This is a genomic window from Microbacterium sp. Leaf179, assembly GCF_001423785.1.
Classification (GTDB): domain Bacteria; phylum Actinomycetota; class Actinomycetes; order Actinomycetales; family Microbacteriaceae; genus Microbacterium.
The window spans coordinates 171,454-192,837 of record NZ_LMPH01000002.1; the positions used below are offsets into that span (position 1 = coordinate 171,454).

A 21,384-nucleotide genomic window follows, 5' to 3' on the forward strand; every position below is an offset into this window, starting at 1 on the left:
CCGATGGCGCCGCCACCGGTGTCACTCGAAGAGCGACAGCGTGAGGGTGGAGGTGTACGTTCCAGATTCGGTGCTGACCGGCACCTTCAGAAGCAGGTCGGCATCCGCCTTCCAGGTTCCGACCGCGGCGGCGGAGTCGCTCGAGAGCGCCAGGAGCTCCTGATCGACGAGACCGACGTTGTTCGGGGCTCCGTCGAGCACCGTGCCCACCTCGGGGCCGGCGGATACCAGACCGGTGCCGTCGGGATCGGCGACCACGGGAGTCCAGCCGAGGTGGCCGGCGCTGATCGGGTCCTGACCGGAGCTGCCGACGAATTCCGTCGACGTGCCGACGACATACCAGAACGCACCGGCCGGGATCTCGTCTGCCGTGCGCGTGTCCGTCACCGTGACCGTGGGCAGCGCCCCCGTGAACTGGCGCACCGTACCCGTCGATCCCGATTCGGTCAGCGTGGCAGAGGACCCGCCGACCGTCATGGCCAGCACACCCGGCGTGGTGATGTCGGCGACCTCGACAGAGACATCGACATCACTGTCGGCCCCCACCGGGTCTGCGGCGAAAGCAGCGCTCGCGACGCCGCCCATCATGGTGCATCCGGCGACGATCGCTGCCGCTCGGATAACGAGGCTACGCGTGCTCATTGGTGTTCTCCATATCTCGACCGGCGGGACGTCGGTCTTTCCTGGTGCGCGATCGGCGGGTCCGATTGCAGGTTCAAAGGGGGTCACCCGAGGCCGTCGATCGCCGACGACAAATCGGCGGCGGCCGAGCTCAGCCGGCTGGCGGTCGCGGAGGCATCGTCCATCACCGATGCGGCGGCCCCTCGCGCAACCGCGAACGCCTCCCACTCGGATGACGAGTACGCCTGCCTGTCGAGGGCGTCGGCGCGCTGCAGCTGGGCCTGCAGACTCGACCGTTCCGCCGACGTGGCGAGAGGAGCGCTGACAGACAAGTAGTCCAGTTCGGCTTTCGACCCACCCAACGCGGTCGTCCCGTTGCGGATCTGCAGCGTGTGAGAGCCGCTCGTCAAGTCGGTGATCGAGGCGAGAAGCACCTGATGACTGTCGGATGCGTCATTCGTGGGAACGACTGCCTTCTCGGCCCCGTCGACGGAGACGATAACGGTGCCCCAAGTTCGACGACTGTTCGCATCGTTCTTGGTCCCGTAGACGTCGACTCCGGTACCCGTGAAGGTGTACGTCGCCGTCGCGCCGGGCCCACTATCGACATAGTGCAGGGTCCCGTTGCGGTTGCGGCTGTCCTGGTTCCAGACACCCCACCCCGAGGAGTAGGTGATCGCCGGATCCGCGTCGTCCACGATGGTTCGACTGGTGGGGTCGCCGTAGACCCTGATCTGCGTGGTCGCCGTGACTCCACTTCCATCGGTGGCGGTCGCGGTGACCGTGACGGTGCCGTTCGCGTTTCCGGCGGTCACGGTCCCTGCCCGATCGACGGTGGCCAGTGACGAATCGTTCACGCTCCAGAGCACACCGCGGTTACCCGCGTTCGACGGCGACGCCTCCGCAACCAACCGGAGCGTCCCGCCCGCGGCTCCGATGCTGCGAGCACCCGAGACGGAGTCGACGCGGAGGGACTGCACCGGCACCGCGCTGTCATCGATCACGCGGAACGCGTCGAACTCGATCTTCGAGCCGCCCGCCGGGCTGGGAGCCCCCGTGGCGACGACCTGCAACCGGTGGACGCCCTTCGGAAGATCGTCGACGATGAGGTGCTCCTGCTGAGCCTTCGAGGTGGAGGAGTACAGGCTGTACGGCTGCGTTCCGACCTTCTCTCCGTCGACGTAGAACTCGACCGAGGTGAACGACGTATTCGTGGGTGAGATGAACGCGACGCCGGTGCCGACGAAGTCGAGGGACAGGGACTCTCCCCCCGTCGTCTTCTCGATGAACCTGATGGTCCCGTTCAGGTGCTTTGAGTCATCCCAGTTCGACCACCCTCCGGTGTACGTCACCCGAGGACTGCGATCGTCGACGACACCGATCGCCCGGATGTCCACGACCGTCACCGGCACCGACGGTCGGGACGTGCCGGTTCCGACCCGGGTCGAGACGCGGTAGCGGTACTCCCCCGTCGCGGTCGCAGCGGTTTCGTCGACGAAGGACGTTCCCGTCGCGGCATCCGTGATCACCTGGTAATCGCCGTCGTCGACCTTGCGCTCGACGACGTAGGTGGCCGACTCCGGGCCCGCAGATGCCCAGCGCACGTTCACGGCGCCGTCCGAGATGCGCGATGCCGCGACGTCGGTGGGGGTGGTGGCGATGCTGTCGGTCGACGGCAGATCGGTGATGGCGTAGCTCTGGCCCGGCTCGGTCGGGAACGAGATGCGGTCCTGGGAGACGACCGTGGGGGTGATCACCTTTCCATCGCCGTCCGTGACCGTCCCGAGAGCAAGGCCCGGGTAGTCGCCGACGAACTCGCCGCCGGAACGAGATGTCACGGTCACCGTGGTGGCGCGACTGTCTGCCCAATCGATGCCGAGCTCGAAATCGCCTCGAGCAACGATCCCGTCGATCGACCCGGACGCCCAGTCGGTGGGCAATGCGGGGAGGATCGAGACGTAGCCCATGTTGCTCTGCATGAGCATCTCGTTCACCCCGGCCGTGTAGCCGAAGTTGCCGTCGATCTGGAAGGGCGGGTGGGTGTCGAAGAGGTTGGCGTAGATGCCGGTGCGCATGAGCTGCTCGATGATCTTCAGCGAGCGGTCGCCATCACCGATCCGCCCCCACGCGTTCAGACGTTGCGCGATTCCCCAGCCGGTGGCGGCGTCGCCGCGGGCGTTCAGCGAGACCTCGGCGGCCTGGAGGTACTCCGGAGTGTCGACGGAGATCAGGTCGCCCGGGTAGAGCCCGAGCAGCTGCGAGATGTGACGGTGGTTGGGCTGCGCCCCGGCAACGCTTCCCAGAGTCGTCTCGTCGTACCACTCCTTGATCTGGCCGCTCTCGCCGATTTCTACCGGCACGAGCCGCGCTTTGGTCGCCTCCCACGTCTGAACGAGGTCCTGGTCGACGTCGAGCGTGTCGGCGGCCGTGATGACGTCCGAGTACAACTGCCAGATCAGCTGTTCTTCGTAGAAGTTGCCGTTCGTGATGGGTCCGTGCTCCGGGGAGTACGTCGGCGACGAGATGAGCCGGCCGGTCGCGGCATCCTCCACCAGGGTCTGGTCGTAATACCGCGTCGCTTCTTTCATCATCGGGTAGATGACGTCGCGCAGGTACGTCTCGTCGCCGGTGTATTCGTAGTACTCATACACGTTCTGCAGGATCCACGGCACCGCCGCGGGCGACCAACCCCAGGTGAACTGCCACCCGGGGGTCGTCCAGCCGAAGGGCGTGTTCTGGGTGTGGGCGGTGAAGCCGTTCTCGGGGTTGTCGGGCGTGCTCGCGACCCCGCCGTAGATCTCCGCGGTCACCCGGCCGGGCTCGCGGAGCCCCTGCACGTAGTCGACGAGAGCCGTCGCCGTCTCGGCGAGGTTGCCCGAGTAGGCCGGCCAGTAATTCATCTGCAGGTTGACGTTCATGTGGTAGTCCGAACCCCATGGGATGGGACTGGACGAGTTGCCGCTGTTGCGGTCGGCCCAGATGCCCTGGAGGTTCGAGGGCAGGGTGCCCTCCCGCGACGACTCGATACCGAGGTAGCGCCCGTACTGGTAGAGCAGCACCTCGAGCGTGCGCTTCTCGACGTCGGTGGCCGTCGAATCGCGGTACTTCGCGAGCAGGTCGTCGGTGGCATCCGTCGACAGCTGGCCGCCGAGGGTCAGATCCACGCGCGAGAAGAGCTCGCGATAGTCGGCCAGATGCCGATCGCGCACGGTGGAGTAGCCGTCGGCTGCGGCCAGATCGACACGCGCGCGGACCTCGGATGCCACGTCGGCATCGCTCTGTCCGGTGCGGTAGGTCGGGTACGTGTCGGCGTAGTCGGTCGACGCGGTGACGTAGAGGAGGACCTCGTCGGCATCTCGGATGCGCATCTGCGAACCGTTCGCGCCGACCGTTCCGCCCGAGGGAACCGCCTTGATGATCGCGTTGTGCTTGAGCTGGTTGTCGGCCAGTGCACCCGAGACCGTGAGCGTGTCGCCACTGACGACCGTCGATGCTCCGCCGAGCTTGAAATCGAAGGCGACGTCGATGTCGAGGGCGCCCGCCTGCGAGGCGGTCAGGCGAACGACCATCACGTTGTCGGGGTAGCTGGTGAAGAACTCTCGCGTGTACGTCACCCCACCGCGGTCGAATGCCACCGACGCTGTAGCGGTGTCGAGGTCGAGGGAGCGCTGGTAGTTCGAGACCCCGGCTCCGTCGAAACCGTAGTCGAGCCACAGGTCGCCGTAAGACTCGTACCCGCCGTATCCGCTCTCGCCTCCGACCAGTGCGCTCTCGGCGAGGCTGCGGGCCTCGGCTTCCTTCCCCTCGGCGAAGAGGCGCTGTACCTCGCGCAGGGCCTCACCATCGCGGCCCTTGTCCTCGAGGTTGCCCCCCATGTAATCGGGACGCGAGCTGCTCGGGCCACCGGTCCACAGGGTCTTCTCATTGAACGCGAGGTGCTCCCGGCCGATCTCGCCGTAGACGGTGGCACCGATGTTGCCGTTTCCGATCGGCAACGTGCGCTGCTGCCAGATCTGGTTCTCGGTCGTGCTGGGAAACGATTCGCCGGGGAAGTTCTCCCGGGTGCCCGCCGAGGCCGGCTCGTCGTACCAGAGACGCGGACCGTACTCACCCGCCGGAACGGTATCGGCCCGCGCCTGTTCGACCGGCACGGCGAAGCCGAGCGGAGCCACGATCGCGGCTGCCACGATGGCCGTCAGCAGGACGCGCCGACGTGAGCCGGTTCCAGCGGTGTTCGTCATGGATCCATTCCTGAAAGTGCTCGGGATGCGACGGGAGAACGAATCGCGCATCAGACCGCTCCGCAAGTGAGAGCGGCGTAGGGGGCGCTGACGGTGGAGACCTGACCGTCGGAGGAACGCGCGAGGACGGTGACCGCACCGGCGGGCATCGCCTTCAGCCGTGACGTCCACGACGCCGACGTGCTCTTGGTCGGCGCCAGCGAGGGAACGGCCTTCGCGCCGTACGCCGAGGTGAGCTGGAGCGAAAGGGATGCCGTCCCCGTGTTCTTCACGGTCAGGTAGACGTACGCCTTGCCCGCGACGCACTTCGTGGTGGCCGTCGGCTCCACCCCGATCGCCGCCATCGCCTCGACCGTCATGTCTCGTGCGCCCATCGGGATGGTCACGGTCGCAGACGCGATCTGTTCCGGCGTGAGCTGGGCGCCGGTCACGCGCCACCCACGGAACGTTGCGGGATCGTCAGCGGTGATCGTCACGGTCTCGGCAGCGGATCCCGTCGAACCGTCGGCCTTGACCCCCGCGCCGGCGAACAGCCCGGTACGGCCGTGGTACGGGCTCGCGGACGTACCGGCGCCGAGCGAGACGCTCCCGCCGACGACGCGGACGGAAGAGAGGGGCACGAGCTGCTCGGGCTGAGCGCCATACGCACCGAGACCCGAGAAGGTACCGGCGGAGGTGTCCCAGCCCGCCGCGCCGGAGCGGAAGTACACGGGAAGGGCGCGAGTGAGCCCGACCCGCTTCGCCTGGGCGAGCGGAGCGGCCACGTAGACACTGCGGAGATTCGCGGCCGAGGTGAAGGGGATCGACGGCGCTTTCGCGAGAGCCGCAGGAAGAGCCGCGTCGCGCAGCGATCGAGTACTCGCGAACGCCCCCGTGCCGACCTGAGTGACCACGCCGTTGGCTTCGAGGCCGGTGGCCGTCAACGAGGTGGCGCTGGCGTACGCGAAATCGCCGATCGAGGTGACCGAACTGTTCTCCGCGAGCCCCGTCGAGGTGATGGCGGCGGCTCCCCGGAACGCATGGGGGGCGATCCCCGTGATCCGGTACACGGCACCGTCGTGCTGGACCACGGCGGGAATACGGACGTCCCCGGCGGCCGAGGTGCGAATGGCTGGCGAAGAGCCATCTCCGATACTCACCTCCCCGGGCGCCGAGCCCGGTGCCCGGGTGATCGAGAACGTCGTCGGCACGATCGAGCCACCGACGCTGATGCCGGGGCCCGAGAACACGTCGCCCTCGTCGGCGACCGATGCCGAGGTCTGCCCTGCCACGGCAGGCACCAGGGCGACGAGCAGGGCGACGGATGCCAGGAGTGCCCAGCGACCCCGCGACGAGCGGGGGGAGGGAGCCGGTGTCGGCGGATGAAGAGCCATTGTTTCGCTTCGCCTCGTTCTCACGTCTTCGTGGATCAGTTGGAGCAGGTGGTCGCCGGGAAGGCGACCGTGGTGTCGAGCGGAGTAAGTCCGGCAGCGGTGCCCGTCACCCTCACGGTGCCCGCGGGGATCGAGGCCTTCCGGCTGCTGAAGGTCGCGGAGGACGACTTCGTCGGCTGGATGCTCACCCCGTTCTTCGCGCCATAGAGGGTGGTCATACCGACCGTCGCCCCCACCGTGTCGGCGTTCTTCGCGAGTACGTAGAGCGTGACCTTCCCGGCGACACAGCGCGGGGTGACACTCGTCTGGACGTTCACCGTCGGCGGTGTCGGGTCGAGGCCGTCGAGAGCGGCGCGAAGCGCGGCCGCGCGGGTCGCGTACGCGGTGGGCGTCGCCGCCGCGTCGCGATACACGGCGTAGGCCGCATCGAGCTCGTCGGCCAGCGCCGCCCGCGGCGGGGCCTCCGCCTGGGCGATCGACCCCGTGCGGATGACGTCGACGACGGCCGCGACGACCTGCAGGAGGTCACCGTACGCACGCGCCGGGGCGACCGGTACCGGTGCCGTACCCGTCTCGAAGTAGTCGATGCCCGCCTTCCCGGTAGAGGTCAGCTCCACCGTGTGGGTCCCCGCCGCGAGCCGCCCCGACGTCCAGGCCACACCGTAGGAGTTGCGCCCGTCGGTGGTGCGGGTGGAGACGATGCCCTTGTCGACGCCGTCGATCTTCACGGAGAAGCCGGCCTGACTGCCGTCGAACTTCGCTCCGATCCGGACGAACTCGCCCGAGAACTGCAGCGCCATCGTCGAGCCGCTGACCTCGGTGAAGGTCTCGGTGCCCGAGAAGGCCGAGCCGGAGGCGTAGTTCGCCCATCCGCCGGACTTCTGCAGAGATCCGTTCTCCCCGTCGGTCTTCTGTCCCCAGGTGATCGTGTCGGCCGGGGTGTCGACGAGTCGGTCGGGATCCGCACTCACCCGAGCGAACGACGACAGCGGCTGGAGCGTCTCGGAATCCCAGACAGCGACCGTGGCGTAGGAGCCCGCGATCGCAGCATCCACGGGCACCAGCAGATCGGCATCGGCCGACTTTCCCGCCTCGATCGCGAGGGTCTGCGTGCGGGTCTCCCGAAGCTTTCCCCCGCCGTCGTACACCTGGACCCCCGCGGTGACGCTGCGCGCAGTATCGCCCGGGTTGACCACCGTCACCGCCGCGCGGTAGTCGGTACCGGCCTGCAGCTGATCGGTCATGCCGACGAACGAGCTGCGCACACCGCTGTCCGCGATCGTGATGTCACGGATCGCACCGAGCAGTCGGAGGTCCGCCCAGTCGGTGTGGTCCATCCGTTCGGCACCGTTGGTCTCGGTGACCAGGCGCAGCTCCTTCACATCGCTCACAGAGAGGTCGAAGGGCTGGGTCTGAGTGCCCGACAATCCGGACGAGAAGATGAGCTGCCCGTCGGCGTAGATCTCGAACAGGGCGTCACCCTGGTCTGCTTCGTCGTCGATGCCGGCGATGCCCACCAGGCGCGTGTACCTGCCGCCGAGATCGGCGACCGCGACGCTCTCGGCGTGCAGCCCCACCCCCTTCGCGTAGGTCTTGCCACCCACGCGGATCGGTTCGCCGTCCGCGGAGCGGTCTTTCTGCTTCGACCCGTACGCGGTGGTCACGTCGTTGTCGTAGTCGAGGATGTCCGAGACGTACACGCCGTCGGCTGCGTACCGCGGGCTCTGCGCCGCGTCGTTGCCGAAGACCTGCAGCTCCGCGAGAGTCGCCCGCTGACTCGACGTGAGACCGGGGAACGACACCCTGATCGACTCGGCGTAGACACCGTCCAACGATTCCTCCGCGGGCCGTGAACCGACCGTGGCCGAGGTGTAGGAGGCGACGGTGGTCCAGGCCTTGTCGGCACCCTGCACCTCGAGGGTGTAGGGCAGGGCCGCGCCCGCGAAGTCGAGCCGCACCTTGTAGATGTACTGCGCGACCTCGAGGAACGAGGCGATGCTCTGGCCCGCACCCGTCGCCCCGGCCACCCAGCTCGTGGCCGAGTTGCCGTCGGCGGCGAGCGCGCGCCCGTTGCCCGACTGCTCGGACGTCGCGGTGAGCGGACGCGAGAGCGCCTTGTTCACGTCGCCGTACTGCGTCGGCGCGGCGATCGAGGTCTGCTGGCCACCCCAGAGGCTGGCGTTACCGAAGTCAGCGGGCTCGACGTCATCCGCAGAACCTGCGACAGCCTCGGTGTTCACCTGGAACGTGGCATCGGGCAGTCCGTCCGAGGACGCCGTGATGGTCGAGGTTCCCGCGAACGCGGAGCGGAAGGCGACCGCCGCCTTCCCGTCGAACATGGTGAGCCCCGGAGAGAAGGTGTAGCTCTTGCCCCCGGGAAGGATGCCGGGTCCGTCGGTGACCGTGAGGGTGACGGCCCGCGTGTCGTTGACCCATTCCCCGGCGCCGTTCCGCAGAGTGACGACGAGTTGCGTGTCGGTCCGACCGTCATCGGTGATCGTGTCGCTGGAGTACTTCGAGGGGGCGAGCGTCATCGCGGTCGCCGCGCCCTGCACCGACTGTTCCCGGGCGACGGCGACGGGGTCGGCGACGACGGCCTCGTCGGTCCACCGCGCCTTGTTGGCGCGGAACCAGTACCACTGGTCCTTGGGCAGACGGTTGTAGTCGATCATGCCCATGCGGGCGAGACCCGCGCCGCCGATCGTGCCGTGGTCGAAGCCCGCCCAGATGGTCAGGCCCGCGCTCCCCGTGGTGAGGTCGAATTCCTGACCGTCTCCGGAACGCGCCACGTAGTCGTAGTGCGGATCATACGAACCGGGGCGATCCGAGGTGTGCGAACCGTACTCGGCCACGATGTTCGGCATCCGGGTGTTCTCGATGTCTCCGCCGTCGCCGTTGTATCCGGCGATGTCGCTGACGCTCAGCTCGTCGAACCCGTTGCGCTGCACACCACCCATTCCCGCCTTGCGGGTCGGATCCAGCGAGTGCGAGAGGTCGCGCATCCGGCTGACGAGGGCCTTGGCCTTCGCCTGAGTGGCGTCTGCGGTGAAGAACACCTCGTTGCCCATCGACCAGTTGATGATCGAGGGGTGGTTACGGTTCACCCGGATCATGGCGACCAACGCGTCTTCGACGCTCTTCTCGAACTTCGCCTCGTCGGCGGGATTCTGCGGGTACGCGTCGCGCAGCCAATCGCTGGGGCGGTTGATCCCATCGGCATCCTTACCGGCCTGGCCGCCCATTCCCCAGAACACGCCCTCGGACCAGTACATGACACCGAGTTCGTCGGTCGCCTGCACGTAGTCCGGGTCGTGCGGGTAGTGCGAGCCCCGGATGACGTTCATGCCCGCCTCGCGGATCATCTGCACGTCGCGGCGGAAGGCGCTGTTGGGCACGGCGTTTCCCCAACCGCCCTGATCCTGGTGGGCGTTCGCCCCGAAGAGCAGGGTCTTCGACCCGTTCAGGTAGAAGCCGTCGGTGCGGAACTGGGCGCTACGGAAACCGAACGAGCTGTCGAAGGTGTCGACGACGCGTTCGCCGACGACGACCGAGGTGGTGACGCCGTACAGGGCCGGATCGGTGGGCGACCACAGGCGGAGGTCGTCGATCATGGCGGCGGTGTCGGCGAGCGATCCCGTCGAGGCGTCGATGTTCGCCGTGCTGTCGGCGGCCACCGTGACCCGCTCCGACTCGAAGGTCGCGAGCACGGTGCCGTCTTCGTCGGTGACCTGGTGGACGACGGCCACCTCGGCGGGGGTGCTTCCCTCGTTGGCAACCTCTGTCTGCACGCGCACGTTGGAGCGGCGCGCGTCGAGGTTCGCCTGCAGCTCGGTCGCCGACGGGTACTGGGCGAGGTCGATGTTGCGGTAGAAGGCCGGATCGCTGGTGTTCCAGTCGGGGTTGGTCAGTGCCGGGGTCGTCACGGCGGTGCCGTACCAGGCGACGTGAACGTCCTCGGTGACGTTGAGCGTCACGTCGCGGTAGATGCCGCCCGAGAACTGGTGGTCACCGGCACGCGGAGCGAGGTCGCGTCGCCAGCGGTTGTCCACGCTGACGGCGATCTCGTTCGCGCCGGCGACGACGTAGTCAGAGATGTCGACCTCGAAGCCTGAGAACCCCCCCTCGTGGGTGGTGACTTTCTGTCCGTTCACCCAGATGTCGGTGACCTGGAACGAGCCCTCGAAGTCGAGCTTCAGGCTCTTGCCGGCCCACTCCTCGCCCACCTCGAAGGCCTTGCGATACCACCCGACACCGACGAAGAACTTCTCCCCGCCGCTGTCGCCGCCCACGTTGTACGGGGCGTCGAAGCTGTGCGGGAGTGCCACGTCGACCCATGCCGAGTCGTCGTAGTCCACCGCCTGCGCGTCGGGGACGTCCTGGCGGATGAACTTCCATCCCCGGTTGAAGTTGATCGCCTCGCGCGGCGATTGCGCACCGGCGGCCGCCGCGACGACGGGCGCCGCGGGTGGGGTGGCCGCGGTCGCGGCCGTGGCGGTGAGTCCGGAGAGCAGAAGAGTGCTGCTCACGGCCACAGCGACGATGCTGAGCCTCTTCATGGATGACTCCTGAGGGATCGGTTGAGAACGGGACGAGCGAGAGGAGCTCACGAGCAGGTGGTTGCGTGGGAGGCGGCTTGCACCGTGCTCGTGACGGGCGACCCGGCGACGGTGGCGTCTGCACGAACGCTCACCGTTCCCGCGGCGGCCGTGGCCGAGCGGGTCGTGAACGTCTGGGCGACGGTCTTTCCGGGAGCGACCGACGCGAACGTCTTCTTGCCCAGGGCGGAGTCCATCGTGATCGACATCGGAACCGTCGCGGTGTTCGTCGCCTGCACGGTCACGACGACCTTCTTCGCGACGCACTTCGTGGTGGCGACCGCGGTGACGGTCAGCGCGGGTGCGGCGGGTTGGTCGAGCACGACGAGCAGCCAGCTCAGCTGGACGTCGGGCGTGCGGGTCCGACTCAGGCCGAACGTGAGCTGCCCATCGGTTCCGACGGTGATGTTGCGGTAGCTGCCGGTCTCATTCGTCGCTCCGTAGACGTGCTCGGCCTCGACCACGGCCCCGTTCACCGTGGCACGGGCCGCGCGATCCGACCATTGGTCCCAGGGATCGGCGTACCCGGCGTACACGCTGTACGTGCCCGGGGCGAGTCGATCGAACTTGTACGACAGGTCTCGTCCGCTCACCGCGTAGCGCAGGGTCGAGAAGAGGGTTCCGTCGGCGGTGCCATAGGACTGGCTGCCCTGGCTTTCGTATCCCCAGGATGCGCCGGTCGCCGGGTCGGCACCGAGCGCCTGGTCGGGGCGGCTGTTGAGGAGCGGGGCCTTCTTGGCGGCCTCCGTCGTCAGGGCCGTCCAGTCGGACGTGGTCCGACCACCGGCGTTCACCGCATAGCGCACACCGTTGGGGACGACGGCCACCGTGCGGGTGAAGGTCTTCCCGCCGAAGCCGGGGAGGGTTCCCGTGAGAGTGACCGAGCCGGGAACGTCGAACGATCCCGTGGTCGTCCACTGCACGGCCTCGGTGCGGGTCTGCCCGTTCTGCGTCACCGTCACGGAGGGCACGTCGAAAGGCTTGCCGAGCTCGATGGATGCCGGGACCCCCGACACCTGCCAGACCGCGAACGGGTCGAGATCCGACAGAGTCCACTCTTCGCGGACGTCGACCGAGAGGCTGTCGCCGCCCTCGCCCATCACGATCGGGAGCCACACCATCTGCGCGTTGCGAAGGTCGGTGCCGCCGTTCCAGCGGTCACCCATGTAGATGTACTTGCCGTTCTCCCGATCGACGGGGATCACGGAGGACGGCTGCGAGTTCCACGAGTTGCTCTGGGCCGAGGCCGGGAACGGGTCGCCCATCGTGGCCCATTCGCCCATGATGTTCGTCGCGGTCCCCCACCGCGAGGGGTTGGGGTTCCACCCGGTCGTTCCCGAGGTGATCAGGAAGTACCGGTCGTCGTGCCGGAAGATGGCCGGCGACTCCCGCGATTCGTTGACGAAGATGCGGTTGTAGTCGACGCCCTGGACGGCCCGATCGGCGGGCGTGGCCAGATCGGTGTAGTCGGCGTTGAGCTTGGAGATGAACATGGTGGCGTTCTCTTCGCTCGAGTAGATGATGTAGCCGGTCCCGTCGTCGTCGACGAAGAGGTTCATGTCGCGCGCCATGCCCTTGTTGTCGGGCGCTCGGTTCGGCGGTACCGCGTCTGCCGGCGCGTAGTTGAGCCGGTAGCTGTCGATGTAACGGAACGGACCTTCCGGGGAGTCCGCGATCGCGACGCCGGCGTTCGCCTTGGCGTACTGGGCGGTCGAGGTGGCAGACGGGCCATCCATGTGGGCCCACATGACCCACTTACCCGTTGCTTCGTTGTAGATCACCTTGGGACGCTCGATGATGGGCGGGGTCGTGCCCGAGACCGGGACGGTTCCGAGGTCGCGGTAGACCGCGTCACGCTGCGCCGTCGTGTAGCTGCCGTAGAGCGCCGAGAAGTAGGGCTGCTGGAAATCGGCGGTCGAGCTCAGCGATCGCAGCGCAACCCCGCGGTCCTCCCAGTTGTAGAGGTCGGTCGAGCGGTAGACGTGGACGCCGGGCGACGAGAACGTGCCGTTGGTGCGGTCCTCCCCGTACAGGTAGTAGACCGTTCGGCCCTGCGCGTCCGTCGAGGGAACGACCTGGCCGCCGTGCGCCTGGATGACCTTGCCTTCGGTGTCGAGCCACTCCTGCCCCGGGCGGAACGAGTCGTACTCGGGAGTGGCATCCGCTGAGGCGAGGGTCCACGACTGGTTCGCTCCCCAGTTCGAGCCCCAGAGGCCCACGGACGAGCCCGTCGTGGTCTTGGCGTCCGCGACGTCGAGAACGTCTTCGCGCCCCGCGTTCAGAAGCGTATAAGTGGCGCCGTCGGTCGTGCTTAGCAGCCAGTGGAAGGTGGGATCTGCCGCCGCCTGCTCGTCGGTGACGGTGCCGAAGGCGGTGCTTCCCCCGTTCGACTTCAGGGCACGCCCGTCAGCCAGGCGCAGGGCGAAGCGATCACGCGAGGTGCCGGGGGCGTCGACCACCCGCGTCGCGGTCCAGGTCTGCGTGTCCGCGAATTCGCTTCCGGGCGTGCCGAGGACCGCTCCCGACGACGAGGCGGCGAGCGGCTTCGCACTCTGCACACCGGTGATCGTGTACGACCCACCGTCACGCATTGCGGATGCCGAATCGGCAACGCCCGAGACGTCGGAGACGACGAGAGTCGAGACCGACTTGGCCGGCACCGTCACGACGGCCGTCCGCGAGGCGGCATCCACGGGCACGGATGCCCCGGTCACCAGCGCGTTCGCGGTGCGGTCGTCAGACGGCGACTGCGTGGTCACGATCGGCGTCACGGTCGCTCCCGCACCGATCTGCTCGAACCCCGACAGATCGACCCGCACCGTGCGGGCGCTGTCACCGTTGTTCGTGTAGACGAGGGTCGCGCCGGAGCCGTCGCCGTCGATGGCGGCGGTGGTGTCGGCGTCGTTGACCGCGACGAGCTGGTCACCGGGCTCGATGTAGTGGGTGAAGTTCCTCAACGTGTTGAACTTCGAGTTGACCTCGATACCGCACGAGGGGTCGGCGTCGCCGTCGGCGATGCGACGGGTCGAGTTGCCGTCGGCGTTGCAGTCGAGATCGATGAAGATCGACCCCCAGTTCTTCTTCTCGACCTTCTCCATGTTGTAGAGGTCTTCGACCGGCTGCCACAGCACCCACGCCTCGGACTCGAGCTCACGAAGGTCGCCGGTGATCCGAGACGCGATCCCGAGACCGTTCTCGATCGAGTCGGGGTTCCACGAGTCGCCGCCCCAGTTGCCTTCGACTTCGCTCATCCACAGCGGCTTGCCGCTGGCTTTGGAAATGTCCCGGGCACGGTTGCGGTCCCCGGTCGAGTACGTGTGGACGTTCAGTTGGTCGACGGCGTCCTTTGCCTCCTGATCCCAGCCGTACCAGTCCTGCATGAAGCGGCTCGGGTTCGTCTCATCGGGGCCGGAGATCTTGGCCGAGGTCGTCACACCGGGCTCGGCGAGCTCCGCGGACAACGCGTTCAGAACCTGCGACTGCAGACCCGGACCGGCGTGGGCGCCTTCTTGTCCGCCGCGGTAGGGCCACCCATTGTTCCCGAGCGTGGTGCTCCAGTAGTCGGTGTTGGGCTCGTTCAGAGGATCGATGCTGTCGAACTGGATGCCGTGGGTGTCCTCGACGTGCTCGGTCACGGTGCGCAGATACGTGGCGAACTCGTCGACCGAGTCGGTGCGGATCTGGTCGGCGTTGCCGTCGAAGCCGCCGCTCACGAAGCCACTGTTCGTCATGAAGTAGGGCGGGGAGTTGCTGAAAGCTTCCCAGGTGTCGACGTCGTCCTTGATCGCGTCGACCCATGCCAGCTGCGCTGCGTCGGCGGAGAAGTCGTAGTCGCTGGCGTTCTCTCCGGTCCAGGCGTTCCGGAAGCGGTCACGGTCCGCGAAGTTCGAGGTGATCGGACCCTGCGCGTCGGTCAACGGCGCCGAGGGGTTCCACCACCCCGGTACGGCTCCGCCCGGGCGGAGGTAGCCCGGAACGTCGGATGCGTTCCCGCCGCCGATGTTGTAGCGGGCGATGTTGAGGTTCAGGCCGTCGTCGCCGAACACGGCGTCGATGAGCTCATTGCGCAGGCCTGCGGGATAACCGCCGGTGGCGTTCGCCATCCACACCAGACTGGTCCCCCAGCCCTTGAACGGAGCGCCCGCATAAGCCGGGTTCGGCGTGATCGTCCGGTCCGGAGTGGCAGCGAAGGCGCTGGGGGCGGTGACGACGAGCGTCCCCGCGATCAGTGCGGCCGTCGCCACCGCGCTCGTCGTGCGCAGGGCCTGGGGCCTCGACATTCTGGGCATCTTCATCGATTCCGTTCGTCACTTGCCGCCTTCGTCCTCGAAGCCAGCAGATACATCCTACCTTATTGACCGAATAACGAGCTGATCGTGCGAGAAACGCACACCTCACGTCATTTTGACGAGATTGTCAATCAACCGGTCCCATGTCTCAGCCGCCGCACAACCGACGTACAGGCGGCCACGGTTGTGCGCGCCGAGCGCGTCCGGCCCGAGTCGAACGACCCATGCACGCGGACGCCCCGGCAGCGGCGCGCTCCTCGCGCTGCATCAACCTCGCGCAGAGTGCGGGCAGCACCGAGGGGAGGCGGAGCGTACTCCCCGCCTCCCCCGTCGTCTACTTGTAGAGAACCGCCTGGATCTTCGGGTCGTCGATGTTCGTTGCGTCGTACCAGTAGAAGCCGGTATCGATCGTCTTCGGGAGCGTCTCTCCGCGGATCGCCTCGACGGCCGCCTTAACGGTCTCGTAGCCGATACCCACGGGGTTCTGCGTGATTGCTCCGAGCATCAGCCCATCGGTGATGGCGTCCATCTGCGCCTCACCCGAGTCGAAGCCGACGACGGCGAGGTCACTGGGGCTGAGGCTGAGCTCCTTGACGGCCTGGACGACGCCGATCGCCGAGCCCTCGTTGGTGCCGTAGATTCCCTTGAGGTCGGGATTGGCGGCGATGATCGCCTTGGCGAGGTCGGCGGACTTGGCCTGATCGCCGCCACCGTACTGGATGTCGACGATCTGCACGCCGGGTGCGTTCTTTTCGATGTAGTCGACGAAACCGTCGCGGCGCTGCTGCCCGGTCAGGGACGTCTGATCGTGAGCGACGATCGCGACCTTTCCGGACCCTCCGATGGCCTCGACCATGTGCTTTGCGGCCTCGGCCGCGGCAGCGGTGTTGTCCGTCGCGGCCGTCGTCAAGGGAATGTCGCTGTCGACACCCGAATCGAAGGCGATCACCGGGATGCCCGAGTTCTGCGCCTGGGTGAGGAGGGGGCCGACGGCCTGACTGTCGAGAGCGGCGATTCCGACCGCGGCCGGATTCTTGTCCAAGGCCGTCTGAAGCTGCTGGATCTGCTGATCCACGTCGGCCTCGGTGTCCGGCCCCTCGAAGGTCACCTCGACGTCGAGTTCTTCCGCCGCCTGCTCCGCGCCCGACTTGACGGCCTGCCAGAACTGGTGCTGGAAACCCTTCGACACGAGGGCGATGTACGGCTTCTCGCCGTCGCTCCCGCCTGATGCCGCGGGGGCACCGGATCCGGCGCAGCCCGACAGCGCGATTCCCAGGGCGGCCAGTGCTGCGACAGCGCCGATCGTTCGTTTGGTCCACATAGTGGTGTCACTCCTTTGTGCTTGGTGTCACGTTCGAAGACGGATGCCGTGTTCGATGACGTTTTCTTGTTTGCGGGTTTTCGGGCACGACGAACAGCTCTGACTCGCACCGGGGCGGTCAGCGCAGTTCTGCTCGACCGTCAGGCTCGACGACGTCGAAGCATGTCGAGATAGACCGCCACGAGGATGACGACGCCGACTGCGACCGACTGCCATTCCTGAGGGACGGAGATGATACGGAGACCATTCGTGAGCACTGCCATAATGAGGGCTCCGATGACGGTCCCGACGATCGACCCCTTGCCGCCTTGAAGCGACGTTCCGCCGATCACGACCGCGGCGATGGCCTCGAGCTCCAGGCCCATACCGCCCGTCGGTTGCGCCGACGACAGTCTCGACGCCGAAAGCACTCCGGCGAGACCGACGAAGAGCCCGGCCATCGTGTAGATCAGGATCTTCCATCGCCGCACGTTCACTCCAGAGAGTGCGGTGGCAGCCTCATTGGAACCGATCGAGAAAGTGTACCGACCGACGATCGTCTTCGAGAGCACGAATGCGGCGATCACAATCATCACGATGAAAATCACGACGCCGAGCGGGAACCGCACGCCCGGAATGATCGACAGGTTCATGATCGACTGGAAATCGGGGTGGTTGGGGAAGTAGATGGGCTTGGTGCCCGAGATCACCAACGACAATCCCGCAGCGATAAGCATCATCCCCAGCGTCGCGATGAAAGGGGGAATCCCGAGGAACGCGATGTTCGTGCCGTTGATCAGCCCGATGAGTCCGCCGAAGACGATGGTCGCCGCAACGCCCAACCACAGCGGCCAGCCCCAATAGGTGAGGAAGACGCCGCACATGACGCCGCTGAGGATCATCCCGGTGCCGATGGAGAGATCGATGCCGCCGGTGATGATGACGAAAGTCGTTCCGAGCGCGAGAATGCCCGTCACCGTGGCGGCGGTGAAGATCGAGATGAGGTTGTTGGCGGTGAAGAAGTGCGGGCTGACAACCGAGAAGAAGATCACGATGACAACGAGGCTGGCGGCCGCCAAGAGCTGCTGCAGAGATCCGCGGAGGCGAGCCCATCGGGGTCCTCGGGCGTGAACTGCCCGAACGGTGGTCGTCGACCTCGCTTCTTCGCGGGCCGGTGAGGATGAGACGGTCATGATGCGATGATCCCTTGGTCAGTGAATCGGGTGGCGTAGTCCATGAGGTTCTCCTGAGTGGCGTCGACGTTGTCGAGAATTTTGACCAGGCGCCCCTCGGCCATCACTGCCACGCGGTCGGACAGGCGAAGCACTTCCGGCAGCTCCGACGAGATCATGATGATCGCCTTGCCCTGGTCGGCCAGTTGTCGCAGCAGAAGATAGATCTCTTCCTTCGCGCCCACATCGATTCCTCGTGTGGGCTCATCGAAGATGAGGACATCACAGTCCTTCACGAGCCACTTCGCGATGACGACTTTCTGCTGATTGCCGCCGGAGAGATTGCGAACAAGTTGCGCGGTCGAGGGGGTCTTGATCCGAAGGGTGGAAACGTATTCTCGGCCGGTTTTTTCGATCTTTCGACCCTTGACGACTCCGAGCTTGCCGACGAACGCAGGCAGGGAAGCCAGGACGACGTTCTCCCGGACGCTGCGCTCGAGGAGCACCCCGAGCTTCTTGCGGTCCTCCGACAGGTATCCGATCCCCCATCGCGCGGCGTCGGCGGGATTCGCGATCGATGCGACACGGCCGTTCACCGTCACCGTGCCACCGGTGGTGCGGTCGGCTCCGACGATGGCCCGCGCAATCTCGGTTCGACCGGCGCCCATGAGTCCGGCGAAACCCAGGATTTCACCCTGCCGGACGTCGAAGCTGACGTTGCGCAGAAGGTGTTTGGTCGAGAGATCCTCCACCGCCAGGGCGACGGGCGCTTCGTTCGCGATCTTTCGCGGTCGCGTTTCCACATCGATGGTCCGACCGACCATCATGGAGATGATCTCGCGTGGGTCCGTCGCGGCGGTTTCGCGCGTCCCGATGTATTGGCCATCTCGAAGCACCGTGATGCGATCGGAGATGCGGCTGAGCTCGGGCATCCGATGCGAGATGTAGATGACACCCGTCTCGGGCGATCGGAACCGTCCGATCAGATCGAAGAGCACGTCGACCTCGGCGTCGTTCAGCGCCGCCGTGGGCTCGTCCATGATGAGGACCTTCGCGTCGAATGACAACGCCTTGGCGATCTCCACCATCTGCTGCCGCGCAACGGTCAGCTGTTCGACGGGCTCGTCGGGATCCAGATCGATGCCGAGTCGGTCGAAGAGCGTCGTCGCGCGTCGCACCAAGGCACGGTTGTTGAGAAGCCACCCGGCCCGGCGCGGTTCCCGACCGATGAAGATGTTCTGCGCGACGGTCAGGTCAGGCATCAGGTTGAACTCCTGATGGATGATGCTGATGCCCATCTCCTGCGCATGGCGCGGGTTCTGCGCCTGGAAGTCTCGGCCGTCGAGATGGAAAGACCCCGAATCCGGTACATGTATGCCGGCGAGCAGTTTCATGAGGGTCGACTTTCCCGCACCGTTCTCACCGACGAGTGCGAGGACTTCGCCGTGGCGCAGGTCGAAACCGACGCCGTCGAGAGCTTGCACGCCGGGAAAACTCTTCGAGATCCCTTCGGCCTCGAGAAGAAGTGTGGGGTTCATCGCGTTGCCTCCTCGTAGGCCGCTAGATCGGCCCACAGCTGGTCGGGCACCGGCGCGTCGAGGCGGGCCGCGTTCTCGGCGATCGCTTCGGCGCGTGCCGATCCGACGACCACGGATGCCACGAGCGGGTGACGCAGAGGAAATTGGAGTGCCGCGACGGGCAGTTCCACGCCATGGACGGAGCAGATGTCGGCAAGGTCACGGACTCGCTCGCGGACGCGGTCCGGTACCGCTCCGTAATCGTAGGTGGCATCCGCCTGAGGCGTCGCGGTAGCGAGAAGGCCGGAATTATACGGGGCCGCGGCCATGACGCGGGTCCCCTGTGACGCGCAGGCCGGAAACAACTCCCGCTCCGCCTGCTGATCGAGCAGCGTGTAACGGCCGGCGATCATCACCAGATCGAGGCTCGCCTCTCGGACCGCGCGCGTGGCCACCGCGGCGTCGTTGACACCGACACCGATCTGACCGACGAGGCCTTCGTCGCGCAGCGTGGAGAGGGCGGGGAGCCCGGATGCCAGGCCTGCGTCCAGGTCGTAGACGTCGGGGTCGTGGAGGTAGAGGATGTCGAAGCTGTCGAGCCCCGTGCGTTCCAGCGATGCCTCCAGGCTCTGGCGCACACCGGAGAGCGTCGGATCGAAGCGCCGGACGAGGTCATCCGGCACATCGAAGCCGTTGTCGAGGTCTGTGCCGCCCGCGAACAGCGGGTTCGGATCGAGGAGGCGTCCGACCTTGGTCGAGATCACGAACTCGTCCCGGGGCTTTTCTCTGAGGAATGCACCGAGCCGTCGTTCCGAGAGCCCGAGCCCATAGTGCGGGGCCGTGTCGAAGTAACGGATCCCCGCGGCCCAGGCCTCTTCCAACGCCTCGTCAGCCTGCTGGTCGGTGACTGCCCGAAAGAGATTGCCGATCGGCGCTCCCCCGAAACCGAGGCGGCTCAAGGGCGCGGTCATACGCGCACCTGCTCCGCCGTCCACGTGTACTCGGCGATCGAGGCGCGCAACATCTCCGTGCCCGCTCCCGCGGCGATCGGCGCCACGTATCTTCCCCGGCGGATGACGGTCGGGGTCACGAAGTGCTCGTGCAGATGATCGACGAACTCGATCATTCGCCCGTCCAACGAACCGGAGACGGCCACGAAATCGAACATCGAGAGGTGCTGAACGGCTTCGCAGAGTCCTACGCCGCCCGCGTGAGGGCAGACGGGCACCCCGAACTTCGCCGCGAGCAGGAGGTTGGCGATGTTCTCGGCCACCCCACCCACCCGAGTCGCATCGATCTGCATGACGGATATCGCGCCCACCTGCAACATCTGCTTGAAAACCACGCGGTTGGGCACGTGCTCACCGGTTGCCACACGGATCGGCGCCACCGCACGCGCGATCGCCGCATGGCCGATGATGTCGTCGGGACTGGTTGGCTCCTCGATCCACGCGGGAGTGAACTCGGCGAGCGCCTTCACCCAGTCGATGGCCTCCGCGACATCCCATCGTTGATTCGCATCGATCGCGATGGGGAAGTCCGGACCGACGCACTCCCGAGCAATGCGCATGCGTCGCCTGTCGTCGTCCAAGTCGGCGCCGACTTTGAGCTTGATCTGGGGGAATCCCGCAGCGACTGCTTCCTTGCACAGTCGAGCGAGCTTCTCGTCGGAGTAGCCCAGCCATCCCGGCGACGTCGTGTACGCGGGGTACCCGTGCTCGAGAAGCTGGTCGATACGCTCGGCCCTGCCGCCCTCCGCCGCGCGAAGGATGCCGAGAGCCTCGGCAGGCGTCAGGGCATCTGTCAGGTAGCGGAAGTCGATGAGCGAGACGATCTCCTCACTCGTCAGCCGCGACAGGTGCAACCACAACGGCTCTCCGGCGCGCTTGGCGCGCAGATCCCAGAGCGCGTTCAGAACCGCGCCCACCGCCATGTGCATGACGCCCTTGTCGGGCCCGAGCCACCGCAACTGCGAGTCATCCGTCAGCAGTCGCGCCGTGGACGCCATGTCGCTCAGCACGGCATCGACATCGAGTCCCACGAGGTGGCCGCACAGGGCCTCGATCGCGGCGACCTCGACGTCGTTGCCGCGACCGATCGTGAACACGAATGCATGTCCCTCGAGGTGGTCAGCGGCATCCGTGCGAATGATCACGTACGCCGCCGAATAGTCGGGGTCGAGATTCATCGCATCCGAGCCGTCAAGACTCAGGGACGTGGGGAATCGGATGTCGATCGTGTCGACATCGGTGATGACAGCCATGTCTTCCTCTCCG

General features: G+C 66.6%; 10 protein-coding genes. All 10 read right to left on the bottom strand.

The window, feature by feature from the left end; all coding sequences use genetic code 11:
• Nucleotides 1-21: 21 nt before the first annotated feature.
• The 10 genes from ASF96_RS08315 to ASF96_RS08360 all read right to left on the bottom strand — a co-directional run bounded on the left by ASF96_RS08315 (nucleotide 22) and on the right by ASF96_RS08360 (nucleotide 21,371).
• Nucleotides 22-642, bottom strand: coding sequence for a hypothetical protein (locus ASF96_RS08315; protein ID WP_055938041.1), 621 nt, complete (start codon nucleotides 640-642; stop codon nucleotides 22-24).
• 83 nt (nucleotides 643-725) lie between these two features.
• Entirely contained in the window at nucleotides 726-4,862 is a 4,137-nt protein-coding gene (locus ASF96_RS08320; RefSeq protein ID WP_055938043.1) for a glycosyl hydrolase family 95 catalytic domain-containing protein, read from the bottom strand.
• A 50-nt stretch (nucleotides 4,863-4,912) separates the two neighbouring features.
• Nucleotides 4,913-6,235: a leucine-rich repeat protein gene (locus tag ASF96_RS08325; RefSeq protein WP_055938046.1), complete on the bottom strand. Its 1,323-nt coding sequence runs from the start codon at nucleotides 6,233-6,235 to the stop codon at nucleotides 4,913-4,915.
• Between the two features lie 35 nt (nucleotides 6,236-6,270).
• Nucleotides 6,271-10,791, bottom strand: a complete 4,521-nt coding sequence (locus ASF96_RS08330) for a glycoside hydrolase family 2 (RefSeq protein ID WP_055938049.1) — start codon at nucleotides 10,789-10,791, stop codon at nucleotides 6,271-6,273.
• A gap of 47 nt (nucleotides 10,792-10,838) precedes the next feature.
• The gene (locus tag ASF96_RS08335; RefSeq protein WP_055938052.1) at nucleotides 10,839-15,110 is read right to left on the bottom strand and encodes a family 43 glycosylhydrolase; all 4,272 of its coding nucleotides are present in this window, start codon (nucleotides 15,108-15,110) and stop codon (nucleotides 10,839-10,841) included.
• A gap of 343 nt (nucleotides 15,111-15,453) precedes the next feature.
• On the bottom strand, nucleotides 15,454-16,440 hold the full coding sequence (locus ASF96_RS08340) for an ABC transporter substrate-binding protein (protein ID WP_055938055.1): 987 nt from the start codon (nucleotides 16,438-16,440) through the stop codon (nucleotides 15,454-15,456).
• 140 nt (nucleotides 16,441-16,580) lie between these two features.
• Nucleotides 16,581-17,471: an ABC transporter permease gene (locus ASF96_RS08345; RefSeq protein WP_235560558.1), complete on the bottom strand. Its 891-nt coding sequence runs from the start codon at nucleotides 17,469-17,471 to the stop codon at nucleotides 16,581-16,583.
• Nucleotides 17,472-17,608: 137 nt separating this feature from the next.
• Nucleotides 17,609-19,129: a sugar ABC transporter ATP-binding protein gene (locus ASF96_RS08350; RefSeq protein WP_055938056.1), complete on the bottom strand. Its 1,521-nt coding sequence runs from the start codon at nucleotides 19,127-19,129 to the stop codon at nucleotides 17,609-17,611.
• A complete protein-coding gene (locus ASF96_RS08355) occupies nucleotides 19,126-20,079 on the bottom strand; it encodes an aldo/keto reductase (protein ID WP_055938059.1) in 954 nt (317 codons plus the stop codon). Before ASF96_RS08355 ends, ASF96_RS08350 begins: the two co-directional genes overlap by 4 nt.
• A complete protein-coding gene (locus ASF96_RS08360) occupies nucleotides 20,076-21,371 on the bottom strand; it encodes an enolase C-terminal domain-like protein (RefSeq protein ID WP_055938061.1) in 1,296 nt (431 codons plus the stop codon). Before ASF96_RS08360 ends, ASF96_RS08355 begins: the two co-directional genes overlap by 4 nt.
• Nucleotides 21,372-21,384: the final 13 nt, after the last annotated feature.

Excerpts from the sequence above, each read along its gene's own strand:
- ASF96_RS08315 (WP_055938041.1), bottom strand. The coding sequence starts at position 642 with ATGAGCACGCGTAGCCTCGTTATCCGAGCGGCAGCGATCGTCGCCGGA.
- ASF96_RS08320 (WP_055938043.1), bottom strand. The coding sequence starts at position 4,862 with ATGACGAACACCGCTGGAACCGGCTCACGTCGGCGCGTCCTGCTGACG.
- ASF96_RS08325 (WP_055938046.1), bottom strand. The coding sequence starts at position 6,235 with ATGGCTCTTCATCCGCCGACACCGGCTCCCTCCCCCCGCTCGTCGCGG.
- ASF96_RS08330 (WP_055938049.1), bottom strand. The coding sequence starts at position 10,791 with ATGAAGAGGCTCAGCATCGTCGCTGTGGCCGTGAGCAGCACTCTTCTG.
- ASF96_RS08335 (WP_055938052.1), bottom strand. The coding sequence starts at position 15,110 with ATGTCGAGGCCCCAGGCCCTGCGCACGACGAGCGCGGTGGCGACGGCC.
- ASF96_RS08340 (WP_055938055.1), bottom strand. The coding sequence starts at position 16,440 with ATGTGGACCAAACGAACGATCGGCGCTGTCGCAGCACTGGCCGCCCTG.
- ASF96_RS08350 (WP_055938056.1), bottom strand. The coding sequence starts at position 19,129 with ATGAACCCCACACTTCTTCTCGAGGCCGAAGGGATCTCGAAGAGTTTT.
- ASF96_RS08355 (WP_055938059.1), bottom strand. The coding sequence starts at position 20,079 with ATGACCGCGCCCTTGAGCCGCCTCGGTTTCGGGGGAGCGCCGATCGGC.
- ASF96_RS08360 (WP_055938061.1), bottom strand. The coding sequence starts at position 21,371 with ATGGCTGTCATCACCGATGTCGACACGATCGACATCCGATTCCCCACG.